Below are 12,277 nucleotides of genomic sequence, written 5' to 3' on the forward strand. Positions count from 1 at the left end.
TCCTGTTCCTTTGCGGGCGGCCACGCCGTTCACGCGACGACGCCCGCGACCGCGACCGCGACGAGCCCGACCCCGACGGCCAACCCGACGGCGTCGCCCCGCCCGAATCGGAGTTCCGGCAGCGTCGGGTTCCACGCGAAACACCGCGCCCGGAGCGCGAGCGCCAGCCGGTCGGCCCGTCCCAGCGCCCGCCGGATCCCGGCGGATGCAACGACCTCCATCCGTTCTCTCAGTCTCCGTTCCCCGCCCAACCGGACCGCCGACGCCTCCCGAACCCGCCGGAGGTCCGAACGCAAAAGCGGCAGAAAACGGAACACCAGCGCTACGCCGACTCCGAGGAGCCGGCCCGGGCGGCCGGGCACCAGCCGCTGGATCGCCGCCCGCGACTCCCGGACCGGCGTAGTGTGGAGGTACACCGCCGACACGAGCAGGATCAGGAGGACGCGGTAGCTCGCCAGCAGCGGCCCGACCGCCGCCCCGGGGTCGATCCCGACCGTCCAGGGTCGGAGTTCCACCACGGAGACCAGCGGCCCCGCAGCCAGAAAGGGCAGCGCGGGAAGGTACCCGCGGATCGCGTCGACAGGGGACAGCCGGCCAGCAACGAGGAACGCGCCCCCGACGACGGTGAACGCGGCCAGCCCGCGGGGCGTGGTGTGGACGAACGCCGCGGCGGCGAAGGCGGCCTGCGCGAGCAGCTTCGTCCGTGGATCCAGCCGGTGGGCGACGGAGTCGCCAGGGGTGTAGCTCAGCATCGCGGATCCCGCGGCGTCGCGCCCGGGGAGTCGCTGTCGGTGTCGGCAGCCGAGCGGTCACGCCCCGTCGCCGGAACCCGCACGCCGTACTCCGGCAGCGACGCAGTGGCCGCCTCCGGCGGCGCGTCGACGACGACGCGCCCGTCGGCCATCGCGACCACCCGATCCGCGAGGCCGAGGACGTCCCGGAGGTCGTGGGTGACAATCACGAGTCCCGTGCCCGATTCGGAGAGGTCCCGGAGTCGGCCGAGGACCGACGCCCGCGCCGGCGCGTCGAGGCCGGTGAACGGCTCGTCGAGGACGAGGTGGTCCGGGTCCATCGCGAGTGCGCCGGCGACGGCGACCCGCTCGCGCTCCCCGCCGGAGAGTTCGTCGACCCGGTCGTCGGCGCGGCCGTCGAGGTTCACCGCCGCCAGCGACGCCGCCACGCGGCGGTCGATCTCCGCCCTGTCGAGCCCGAGGTTCTCCGGACCGAACGCCACGTCGGCGCCGACGGTGGCGGCGACGAGTTGGTCCCGCGGCTCCTGAAACACCATTCCGACGGCCGTCCGCGCGGCGACGAGGTCCTCGCCGACCCGGCGGCCGTTCACTGCTACGGATCCCGCGTCGGGTTCCAACAGCCCGTTGAAGTGGCGGACCAGCGTGGTCTTTCCGGAGCCGTTGGCGCCCGCGAGCACGACGCACTCCCCGTCGCCGATCGACAGCGAGACGCCGTCGACGGCGACCGCGTCGCCGTAGCGGTAGACGAGGTCGACGGTTCGGATCACGCGATCTCCGGGTGGGTCGTGAGCGGACGACTCATCCGGCTACGCGGCCGCGGCGGCGTCGCTCCGGACGATCCCCACGGCGGCGGCCATCTTCACCGCCTCGAAGGGGACGAACGCCACCGCGCTCACCGCGAACGCCTCGATCACCCCGACGTTCTGGACGATCGAAAAGCCGACCGTCCCCAGCGCGTAGATCACGACGGTCCCGGCGGTCATCGCCGCGACGAGCCGGACGGTCCCGACGGTTTCCGGTTCGGCCAGCCCGTCGGCACCGTGGACGACGGCGCCGACGAGCGCCGCCGCGATCGGGTACGACCAGAGGTAGCCCGCAGTGTAGCCGGCCAAAGGCGCGAGGCCGGCGGATCCCCCGGCGAAGATCGGTGCGCCCGCCGCCCCCGCAGCGAGGTAGAAGCTCAAAGAGACGCCGCCCCACACCGGGCCGAGGAAGATGCCCGCGAGGAACACCCCCAACACCTGGAGGCTCACCGGGACCGGCGAGACGGGGTTCGGGAACGATACGTACGCGAACGCGCCGGTGAGCGCCGCGAACAGCGCCGCGCGAGCGACGTTGCCCACGACGTCCTCCCCGACGAGCTCGACCGACTGCGTCTCTGTCGCCATACCGATTCCATCTCGTAAACCCGTTTTAATCATTCGGTTTACGACGGCAAGGTTTGTACGTCGCCCTCGCGTATCCCCTCGGGATGGACGACGAGACGGCGGAACTCCGGGATCTCTTCGTCGAGACCACCGGCGAGGAGGAGGTGACCGAACGACAGACCGAGAGCCGGGGGTCGCTTTCGACGGACGACGACGCGGTCGAGGAGCGACTCACGGAGATCGTCGGCGAGATGGCCGACCGCTACGCGTTCGACGCCGGTCTCCCGGAGTCGGAGCTGTGCCGCGTCGTCCGGGCGTTCTTCGACCCCGACACCGGGGACGTCGGCGCGTCGTCGTGGTCCGCCGAGGCCGACGCGGCGGTGGCGGCGTCACTTTCGACGGACGCCGACGGCGAGGCGGTGTTCCGTGCGCGGATGGACCTCCATCTCGTCGCCGACGCCGACCGCGACGCGCCGTTCCCCTACGCGACGCTCCGGGCGCTCGTCTCGGATGCGGCGTCGGGGGACACCGACGACCCGGAGGACGAACCGACGGCCCGCGATACCGGCGCCCCCGACGACGCGGCGCTCGCGGCGGCGCTTCCCGGCGACGTGGATCCCGACACGGTCCGTCGGTACCGACAGGTCGCCGAAGCCGACCTCGCCTCCCGGCGGGTGAACCACCGGTACCGCGACGCCTTCGCCGACCTGCTCACCGACGCGGACCTCTCCACGCGGCTGGCATCGGACGCTCGCCGCGACGGCCTCGAAGAGGCTACTGAGGACATCGAGACCGACGTGTCGCTGTAGCGCTCCAGATCCGCGATCGGCGTACTGGTCGGATACGCCGGCGAAACTCGATCTACCCCGAAAGCCCCCGCCGCTCGTCGGCCGGGACGACGCAAGCACCGCAACGTAGTGAGGAGTACAGCGAGGCTTCGACTCCAGCGAAACGGGGCTTCCGAGGTGGTCCCATTCGACTCAATCACTCCTGAACGGAGCCGACAGTTCGGGTGGCGAAGACTCTTATCCGAGGGGCATCCTAATTCGGTGCGATGGCCCAGGCCCCCCAGGACCCCTCGGACGTCACCGATCGGTTCATCCAGTTCTACCGGAAGTACTACCGCAACGAGATCGGAACGCTCGCACAGAAGTACCCCAACGAACAGCGGTCGCTCTACATCGCCTACGACGACCTCTCGACGTTCGACATGGAACTCGCGGAGGACTACCTGGCGAAACCCGACCAGATGCAGGAGTACGCCGAGGAGGCGCTCCGGCTTTATGACCTCCCGGCGGACGTCAAACTCGGCCGCGCCCACGTCCGGCTCACGGGCCTGCCGGAGACGGTCGACATCCGCAACATCCGGGTCCACGACGACCACATCGGCCGGCTGATCGCGGTCCAGGGCATCGTCCGGAAGGCCACCGACGTCCGGCCGAAGATCACCGAGGCAGCCTTCGAGTGCCAGCGGTGCGGGACGATGACCTACATCCCCCAGAGCGACAGCGGGTTCCAGGAACCCCACGAGTGTCAGGGGTGTGAACGCCAGGGGCCGTTCCACGTCGACTTCGATCAATCCGAGTTCGTCGACGCCCAGAAGGTGCGGGTCCAGGAGAGCCCCGAGGGCCTGCGGGGCGGCGAGACGCCGCAGAACATCGATGTCGACCTCGAAGACGACGTGACCGGTCAGGTCACCGCCGGCGATCACGTGACCGTCACGGGCGTGCTCCACATCGAACAGCAGACCTCGAACAACGAGAAAACCCCTATCTTCGACCTCTATATGGACGGCGTCGCCGTCGAGATCGAGGACGAGGAGTTCGAGGATATGAACATCACCGAGGAGGACGTCGCCGAGATCGTCGACCTCTCGAACGAACCCAACATCCACGAGAAGATGGTTGACTCGGTCGCGCCGTCGATCTACGGCTACCGCGAGGAGAAACTCGCGATGATCCTCCAGCTGTTTTCGGGCGTGACGAAACACCTCCCCGACGGCTCGCGGATCCGGGGGGACCTGCATATGCTTTTGATCGGGGATCCGGGGACGGGGAAGTGTGTTGCAGGCGACACGCGCGTCACGCTCGCGGACGGATCGGAGGTTCCAATCCGCGAGTTGGTCGAAGAAAATCTGGACGAGCCGAAACCGGTTGATGACGGGGTGTGGGACACCGTCGATCTCGAAGTCCCGTCGATGGAATCCGACGGATCACTTACCACACAACGGGCGACGAAGGTCTGGAAGCGCGAAGCGCCTGACAAACTGTACCGGATCCGGACTGCAAGCGGAACGGAAATTGAGGTTACGCCGTCGCACCCGCTGTTCGTCGTCGACAGCGGGCCACCGAATGCGGTCATCGCTGACGATCTCGAAGTCGGTCAGTCGGTCGCTGTCTCTCCGATGTCGGTCAAGAACGCGCGACCCGAAACCGCAACTTCCGACCCAGCGGAAGCCGTCGCCGACGGCGGCGTATCCACGGACCGAATCGTGTCCATCGAGCCGTGTCAGCCGGACGACGGGTGGGTGTACGACCTCGAAGTCGCTGGAACGCATTCGTATCTATCGAACAACCTCGTGTCCCACAACTCCGCGATGTTGCAGTACATCCGGAACATCGCCCCGAGATCGGTGTATACGTCCGGTAAAGGGTCGAGTTCGGCCGGTCTGACCGCAGCAGCTGTAAGGGATGACTTCGGCGACGGACAGCAGTGGACGCTCGAAGCCGGGGCCCTGGTGCTCGCAGACAAAGGAATCGCGGCCGTCGATGAGCTGGATAAGATGCGATGCGTAACGGGCGATACGCTCGTGACCCTCGGTGACGGGAGCAGGTCCCGAATCGAGGCGCTGGCAACTGCGGCCGAAGCCGAGGGAGCGGTCGAGGAGCTACCGAACGGCCGGACCATCCGCGGTGTCGACATCGACGTGTGGACGATGACGGACGACGAGCGGCTCGTCCGACGACCAGTCACGGCGGTTCACGAGTACGACGCCCCGGAGACGCTCTACACGGTCACCCTATCCGACGGTGCGGAGCTCACCGCCACAGCGGATCATCCGTTCTTCATTGTCGAAGACGACAAGCGGATTGAACGCCCCGCGGAGGCGCTTGCACCCGGCGACGAAGTGTACGTCCCGATCGACGATCGACCGGTATCGGCGGATGGCGGTGTCCGTCCGGACAGTGCTTCCACGATGAGTGACACGGCCACCGCAGGATCCCGCGATCCTGTTGAACAGGACGTTACGACGAGAACTGTCGATAGCGTTCGACGTGTCGCATCCGACACCGACGCACGCTTGTACGACCTCACCGTCCAAGGCACACACAATTTCGTCGCGAACGGGATGATCGTCCACAACTCCGAGGACCGCAGCGCGATGCACGAAGCACTAGAGCAGCAGTCCATTTCGGTATCCAAGGCCGGCATCAACGCCACCCTCAAATCACGCTGTTCGCTGCTCGGCGCCGCAAATCCGAAATACGGCCGGTTCGACCAGTACGAGCCGATCGGCGAGCAGATCGACCTCGAACCCGCCCTGATCTCCCGGTTCGACCTGATCTTCACCGTCACCGACTCCCCCGATCCGGAGGAAGACGCAAAGCTCGCAGATCACATCATCAACACCAACTACGCGGGCGAACTCCACACCCAGCGGACCCACGTCCCGAACTCGGAGTTCACCGACGAGGAGGTCGACGCCGCGACCGCCGAGGTCACCCCCGAGATCGAGGCCGAACTCCTCCGGAAGTACATCGCGTACGCAAAGCGGAACTGCTACCCGACGATGACCGAGGAGGCGAAGGAGGTCATCCGCCAGTTCTACGTCGACTTCCGCGCGAAGGGTGCCGACGAGGACGCGCCCGTGCCGGTGACCGCACGGAAGCTCGAAGCGCTCGTGCGGCTCTCGGAGGCGTCCGCACGCCTCCGGCTCTCCGATACGGTCGAACGCGACGACGCCGTCCGCGTCACCGAGATCGTGGAGTCGTGTCTCCGCGACATCGGGATGGACCCCGAGACCGGCGAGTTCGACGCCGACATCGTGGAGACGGGTACCTCGAAGACCCAACGGGACCGGATCAAGGACCTCAAACACCTGATCGAGGAGCTCGAAGACGAGTACGACGAGGGCGCACCCGTCTCGGAGGTCGTCTCCCGGGCGGGCGAGGAACTGGGGCTCGAGGAGTCGAAGGCCGAAAAGGAGATCGAGAAGCTCAAGCGGAAGGGTGAGCTGTACGAGCCACGAAGCGAGTACCTCCGGACGACGTAGATGGACCGGATCTCCGCACTCAGAAACATCGAGGAGGCACTCCGGGAGTTCGAGGCCGGGGAGGCGGATCTGGAGGCGACCGAAAAGCGCGTGATCGGCGTCTTACGTACCTACGCAACCGACTTCGAGGGCGACGAGGAGGGGCTGAGAGCGTATCAGGCGGTCGGAGCGGGGCGGGCCGACGGCCTCGTCGTCGTCGCCGACAGCGAGTCGGCGGCCCGCGAGCGGATCGCCGACCTCCTCGACGAGCCGGTCGCCGAGATCGACGTCGATATCTCGCCGGTGTAGGAGGGTTTTTGTCGGGCGGCGGAGACCCCACCGGCCGTGTTGTTGGTGGTGACCTACTCGCGCCGAGCGCGCGAGACGCTGCGGAACGCGTGTCGCTCCCACGAGGGGACCGTCGTCCGCCGGTTCGGCCGCGCCGCGCTCCTGCGGGAGACCGAGTACGGGGCGTTCCTTGCGTGTCGGCTCCGGGAGCGCCACGCGGGCGATGTACAGGTCCAGCGGACCGAGCCGTTCAACGAGTTCGCCGACGTGCCCGACGCCGTCCGCGAGGCGGCCGTCGCCTACGCCCGGCGTGACTCCCCACATACCCCGTACGACCGGTTCGCCGCCGATACTGATCACCCCGACGCGAGCGAGATGCGCGGCAGCGAGCTGTGACCGGCGGCACAGTACGGCTCCGGCTCCCCGACGGGGCCGAGTTCGAGGGTCCGATCGTCGACCTCCGCGGCGTCGACGCCGACGTTTCACCGGCAGCGATCCTGGCTGCGATCCGCGCCGGCTGCCCGACGCGACCCGATCGGCCGACCGTCTACGCCCCGCCGCCGACCCGCGTCCACACCCACGTCTGCCGCCTCTCGCCCGAAATCCCCCTCGACCGGCGGGCCGCCCTCGCCGCGGTCGGTGCGGCACGCGGCGTCGAAACCACCTCCGACGCCGACCTGGCTGCCGCAAAGCGATCGCTCCGTGACCTGTCGGTGCCGACGGTCGACGACGCCGAACTGCGGGCGGCCCGTCGCCGCGCCGCCGAGGCGGGGTCGGAGACCGAACGGCTCAGAGAGCGGGTCGCGACCCTCCGGGGCAGGGTGGCCGCCCGGCGCGTCGACGGGGACGACGACGCGGTCGCCGAGGCGGAGACAGCGCTGTCAGAGGCCACCCGTGAGTTGTCCGAAGCGTCGACCGAGGAGGTCGCCGCGACACAGCGGCTGGCCACTCTCGAACGGCGGGCCGACCGGTCGCGGGACGCCCGAGAGAAGCGGCTCCGGCTCGAGGACCGGATCGCGAACCGCCGCCGCGCCCGCAGAGCCGCCCACGCCGACGCCGTCGAACCCGACTTCCGCGACGCCCGCGGCCGGATCGGGTCGGCGCTCGGCGGACGGTTCGGAACGTGCGGCGACGACGCCGGGACGCCGCTCCGAGACGCGCTCGCGGTCGCGGCCGTCGCCCCGATCCGGGCCCCTGTCGTCGTCGATCCCGACGTCGTCTCCGCCCTGGGCGGCCCAGAGGCGACGTTCGAGCGGCTCGACGCGCCGCTCGTGATCCGGTGACGCCGCGCCGGCCGAGAGTTTACATACCGAACCGCGGCCATCCGGCGTGTGTCCCCCGACCCACCCGACGCGCCGACCGACGCGACGGCATCCCGGCCGGTACGCGCCGATGTCACGACGAACGGCGCGGTCGGCGTCGTGTTCGTCGCGGTCACCCTACGCAACGGGACTGCCGCCGACGTCCGTGTCCGCGTCGAGAACGACCTCAACGGCCCCGTACTCCCGCCGCGGCAGGCGGGTGTGCCGGCGGCCGGGTGGGACGAGGACGGCTTCACCGGGGTGGTCCCCGCCGACGCGACGGTCGGGATCGGCTACGCGTGTCCGACTGCGGACGGCGGGAGCGCCCCGCGTGCGGATCCGGATTCGGACGCACAGCCGGCCTCGGATCCCATCTCTCTCGACGTCCTCGGCCCGGCCGACGACGTCGATCCGTCCGCCACCGACCGGGTCGCGGACGCGGTCCGGACGCTCGGTCGGGCGACCCCGCCGGCGGACGTGGTTCCGGCGACCGCGGCGAGTGACGCCGACGGCCGGGCGGCCGAGTATCCCTGCCGATGCGGTGGGGGCGCCGACGTTCCCGACGTCCCGGCTCCGATCGCCGAATGGCTCGACGCAGCCGAACGGCGGGTCCAGCGCGCGGAACGGCTCACCGACGCAACCGCCGACGAGGCGGCGGCAGTCCTGGAGGGCTGCGGCGGCGTCGACGGGGTCGCAACGCTGCCGGCGGATCTGGAGCGGGACCTCGCGTCGCTCCGGGCGGTCGGGGACCGTATCGAGGCGCTCGCCGCGCGTGCGGCCGACACGGACCCGGACCCGGTGGTCTCGTCGCTCGTCGGGAGGGCCGCAGCGGACCGCTTCGAGTCCGAGGCGTGTCGCACGAACGGGACGGCCGGCCCCCGCTCGGAGGGAACGCGGTGATCCTCGCGGTCACCGGCGGGAAGGGCGGGGTCGGGAAGTCGACCCTGTCGGTCGAACTCGGGGCGGCACTGGACGCCACCGTCGTCGACGCCGACCTGGGGATGGCCGACCTTCCGACCGGTCCAGGCCCGGACCTCCACGACGTGCTGGCGGGGCGTGCGGATCCGATCGAGGCGGTCCGCGAGGGGTGCGGGCCGGTCCGACTCCTCCCGTGTGGCCGGTCGCTCTCGGGGGCCCGGGCCGCCGACGTGCGGGCGCTCGACGGTGCACTCCGGGACGTCGAAGGGGCGTACGGCGACGTCGTGGTCGACTGTCCGGCGGGGCTGCGGGCCGACGCCGGTGTCCCACTCGCAGTCGCGGACGCCTGTGTGACGGTGGCGTCGCCGCGGCGGTACGCGCTGGCCGACGCCGTCCGGTCGCGGGCGCTCGCACGGGAACTCGACGCCGGCCTCGTCGCGGCCGTCATCAACCGGGTCGTCGACGACGCCCCAGTGGACACCTTCGAGGAGGCACTGGGGGCACCCGCGGTCGTTGTCCCCGCCGATCCCCGGGTGGAACGGACGCTCGACTCCCTGCGGCCCGTCGTCCGTACGGCGCCGTCGACCCGGGCGGCGGAGGCGATCGGCACCGTCGCGGACGCGGTCCGTCGGACCAGGCGGGTGTGAGAGGAACGGCGCCACGACGGGGGGCGACCGTCCGGACGGCGACAGCTTCGTGCTACGCCGTCCGCGACGCCAGGTCGGCTGCGCGTTCCCGAGCCATCCCCACAACCCGCTCCGCGTCGAGGGTCAGCACCTCGCGGTCGCGCATCAGCACCCGGCCGTCGCACACCGTATGCCGGACGTCGGAGCCGCGGGCGGCGTACGCGAGGTGGCTCACGAGGTCGTGCTGAGGGGTGAGATGCGGCGCGTCGAGGTCGACGATCGCGAGATCCGCGGCCGCACCGACCTCCACCCGGCCGCCCGGCAGCGACAGGGCGTCGGCGCCACCCTGCGTCGCCATCCGGACCGCCGCCGCCGCGGGAACCGCCGCGGCGTCGTCGGCGGCAAGCTTTCCCACCATCGCGGCGTCGCGCAGCTCGCCGAAGAGGTCGAGGTCGTTGTTCGACGCCGCCCCGTCGGTGCCGAGCGCCACCGTCACGCCCGCATCGAGCAGTCTCTGTACGGGTGCGATCCCGGAGGCGAGCTTCATGTTCGACGCCGGGCAGTGGACGACCGCGGCGCCGGATTCCGATAGCTTGTCGATCTCGCTGTCGTCCACGTGGACGGCGTGAGCGAGGAAATCCCGTGCGGAGAGGATCCCCACGTCGTCGGCGTACGAAAGCGGCCGGGTCGACCGCTCCGCGACGATCGGCTCGACCTCGTCTTCGGTCTCGTTGGCGTGGAAGTGGACCGGGATCCCCTCGTCGCGGGCCGCCGCGGCCGCCTCCCGCAGCAACGGCTCCGAGACGGTCGTCAACGAGTGGGGCATCACCGCGGTTCGAACCCGGCCGTCGGCCGCGCCGTCGTACTCGCGTGCCACCGCGATGCTCTCCTCGACGTCGTCGCGGGCGTCGGGGTCGTCCTTCCCGACGGTGACCGCGCCGTGACCGACCCGGGCGCGGACCCCTGCTTTCTCCACCGCGGCGACGACCTCCGGGACGTGGAAGTACATGTCCGCGAACGCGGTGGTGCCCGACCGTATCATCTCGAGGATGCCGAGTTCCGCGCCCGCGCGGACGTCCGCCGGGGTGAGTGCGGCCTCGGCCGGCCAGATGTCCTCGCGGAGCCACGCGTCGAGCGGCTTGTCGTCGGCGTACCCCCGGAGCAGCGTCATCGCCACGTGGGTGTGGGCGTTCACCAGCCCGGGGACGACGAGTCCGTCCGTTGCGTCCAGCCGGACATCGGGGTCGCGGTCGGCCGAACGGTCCGCGTCGATCGCCTTGATGCGGCCGGCATCGCGGTCGACGAGCACGTCCGCTTCGGTCACCCGCATATCCGGGCGGAGAACCCGCCCGCCGGCGACGAGGAGCGTCTCGGAGGCCATAATCGCGGTACCGTTTGCGGGGGTTTGATTCCACCGGGTTCGGGGAGCGGCGGTCGTCGTCACCCCAGGTTCCACGGCCACGACGTCGCCGCGGATCCGGCGCAACCGACCCCGAGCGCCGACAGAGTATGGTCTCGTAGAACTTAAACCGGCCGCCGACGAACGCCCGCGTATGAGCGACGACGGAAACGAGGCGCGACGTGACCTCCGGATGCCCGACGACGACGAGGTGTTCGCCGTCGTCACCAACATGCTCGGAGCGAACCGCGTGACGGTGCGGTGTGCCGACGGCGTCGAGCGCACCGCCCGGATCCCCGGCCGGATGCAGAAGCGCATCTGGATCCGCGAGGACGACGTCGTGTTGGTCGAGCCCTGGGACTGGCAGGACGAGAAGGGCGACATCACCTGGCGCTACGAGAAGGCCGAAGCCGACCAGCTCCGCGAGGAAGGACACATTCAGTGACGGACGAAGAGGAGTTCGGCTTTTTGGCGCCCGAGGAGGCCGACGCCCCCGGCGACGAGTGGGAGGAGATCGACGTTTCCGACACCGAAGCCGATCGGATCGCGCGGCGCCGGGATCGGGAGTTCAGCGAGTTCCGGAAGCGGCTGACCGACGCCGACCAGTTCAAAGTCGAGCAGTCGGTCTTCGACGACGCCACGTTTGCGGCCATCTACAAGCTCGTCCAGGACGGCCACGTCGACGCCTTCGGCGGGCCGATCTCGACCGGCAAGGAGGCCAACGTCTACGAGGCGCTCGGAAGCGACGACGGGGTCGACCACGATGTCGCGATCAAGATCTACCGGATCAACGCGTCGAACTTCCAGCAGATGCGGGAGTACCTCGAGGGCGACCCCCGCTTCGAGGGGATCGGCAGCGACAAGAAGAAAGTCGTCCTGGCGTGGACCCAAAAGGAGTTCGCGAACCTCCGACGCGCCGAGCAAGCGGGCGTCCGCGTCCCGCGGCCGATCGCGGTCGAGCGCAACGTCCTCGTGATGGAACTCGTCGGCCTCGTCGAGGACCGGGCCCGCCGGCTGGCGGAGGTCGACGTCGAGAACCCCGAGACCGCCTTCGAGGTCGTCAGGGAGTATATGTGCCGGCTCTACGCCGCTGGTCTGGTTCACGGCGACCTCTCGGAGTACAACATGATCATCCACGACGGCGAACTCGTCGTGATCGACCTCGGCCAGGCGGTGACGGTGCATCACCCCAACGCCGACGAGTTCCTCCGGCGGGACTGCCACAACGTCGCTGCCTTCTTCGGCCGTCAGGGGCTCGACACCGACGAGTCGTCGCTCTACGAGTTCGTGACCGCGGTCGAGCCCGAGCCCGGGGGCACGCCCGACGGGCCCGACGTCCCGGAGTGAGTCGGTTGACCTGCGGTTCCGCTTCAG

Annotated in this window: 13 protein-coding genes; 9 read left to right on the forward strand and 4 right to left on the reverse strand. The window is 69.8% G+C overall.

Features of this window, described 5'->3' with window-relative positions:
- Window positions 1-29 precede the first annotated feature (29 nt).
- The 3 genes from H5V44_RS14360 to H5V44_RS14370 are packed head-to-tail and all read right to left on the reverse strand — an operon-like array spanning window position 30 to window position 2,140.
- Window positions 30-752, reverse strand: coding sequence for an energy-coupling factor transporter transmembrane component T family protein (locus tag H5V44_RS14360; protein WP_185193824.1), 723 nt, complete (start codon window positions 750-752; stop codon window positions 30-32).
- Entirely contained in the window at window positions 746-1,519 is a 774-nt protein-coding gene (locus H5V44_RS14365) for an ATP-binding cassette domain-containing protein (protein ID WP_185193825.1), read from the reverse strand. The genes H5V44_RS14360 and H5V44_RS14365 overlap by 7 nt, the downstream gene beginning before the upstream one ends.
- Window positions 1,520-1,558: 39 nt before the next feature.
- Window positions 1,559-2,140 carry a biotin transporter BioY gene (locus H5V44_RS14370; RefSeq protein ID WP_185193826.1) on the reverse strand — a complete coding sequence of 194 codons (582 nt, stop codon included), beginning with the start codon at window positions 2,138-2,140 and terminating at the stop codon, window positions 1,559-1,561.
- 53 nt (window positions 2,141-2,193) lie between these two features.
- Between H5V44_RS14370 and H5V44_RS14375 the strand changes: the two genes are divergently transcribed.
- The 7 genes from H5V44_RS14375 (at window position 2,194) to H5V44_RS17640 (ending at window position 9,525) form a co-directional block, all read left to right on the forward strand.
- Window positions 2,194-2,928: a conditioned medium-induced protein 4 gene (locus H5V44_RS14375; RefSeq protein ID WP_449271818.1), complete on the forward strand. Its 735-nt coding sequence runs from the start codon at window positions 2,194-2,196 to the stop codon at window positions 2,926-2,928.
- Window positions 2,929-3,173: 245 nt separating this feature from the next.
- Window positions 3,174-6,392: an XRE family transcriptional regulator gene (locus tag H5V44_RS14380; protein ID WP_185193827.1), complete on the forward strand. Its 3,219-nt coding sequence runs from the start codon at window positions 3,174-3,176 to the stop codon at window positions 6,390-6,392.
- On the forward strand, window positions 6,393-6,680 hold the full coding sequence (locus H5V44_RS14385) for a DUF7854 family protein (RefSeq protein ID WP_185193828.1): 288 nt from the start codon (window positions 6,393-6,395) through the stop codon (window positions 6,678-6,680).
- 36 nt (window positions 6,681-6,716) lie between these two features.
- Window positions 6,717-7,055, forward strand: coding sequence for a DUF7855 family protein (locus tag H5V44_RS14390; RefSeq protein WP_185193829.1), 339 nt, complete (start codon window positions 6,717-6,719; stop codon window positions 7,053-7,055).
- Window positions 7,052-7,942, forward strand: coding sequence for a DUF7856 family protein (locus H5V44_RS14395; protein ID WP_185193830.1), 891 nt, complete (start codon window positions 7,052-7,054; stop codon window positions 7,940-7,942). The genes H5V44_RS14390 and H5V44_RS14395 overlap by 4 nt, the downstream gene beginning before the upstream one ends.
- Before the next feature lie 48 nt (window positions 7,943-7,990).
- Window positions 7,991-8,860, forward strand: a complete 870-nt coding sequence (locus tag H5V44_RS17635) for a DUF7857 domain-containing protein (protein ID WP_185193831.1) — start codon at window positions 7,991-7,993, stop codon at window positions 8,858-8,860.
- Window positions 8,857-9,525 carry a nucleotide-binding protein gene (locus H5V44_RS17640; RefSeq protein ID WP_185193832.1) on the forward strand — a complete coding sequence of 223 codons (669 nt, stop codon included), beginning with the start codon at window positions 8,857-8,859 and terminating at the stop codon, window positions 9,523-9,525. Before H5V44_RS17635 ends, H5V44_RS17640 begins: the two co-directional genes overlap by 4 nt.
- A gap of 52 nt (window positions 9,526-9,577) precedes the next feature.
- Here H5V44_RS17640 and H5V44_RS14410 read toward each other — a convergent pair whose 3' ends face one another.
- Window positions 9,578-10,885: an amidohydrolase gene (locus H5V44_RS14410; RefSeq protein WP_185193833.1), complete on the reverse strand. Its 1,308-nt coding sequence runs from the start codon at window positions 10,883-10,885 to the stop codon at window positions 9,578-9,580.
- Between the two features lie 172 nt (window positions 10,886-11,057).
- Between H5V44_RS14410 and eif1A the strand changes: the two genes are divergently transcribed.
- Window positions 11,058-11,348: a translation initiation factor eIF-1A gene (gene eif1A / locus H5V44_RS14415; protein ID WP_185193834.1), complete on the forward strand. Its 291-nt coding sequence runs from the start codon at window positions 11,058-11,060 to the stop codon at window positions 11,346-11,348.
- Window positions 11,345-12,250, forward strand: a complete 906-nt coding sequence (rio1, locus tag H5V44_RS14420; RefSeq protein ID WP_185193835.1) for a serine/threonine-protein kinase Rio1 — start codon at window positions 11,345-11,347, stop codon at window positions 12,248-12,250. The genes eif1A and rio1 overlap by 4 nt, the downstream gene beginning before the upstream one ends.
- Window positions 12,251-12,277: the final 27 nt, after the last annotated feature.

This window comes from Halobellus ruber, assembly GCF_014212355.1.
GTDB classification, from domain to species: domain Archaea; phylum Halobacteriota; class Halobacteria; order Halobacteriales; family Haloferacaceae; genus Haloquadratum; species Haloquadratum rubrum.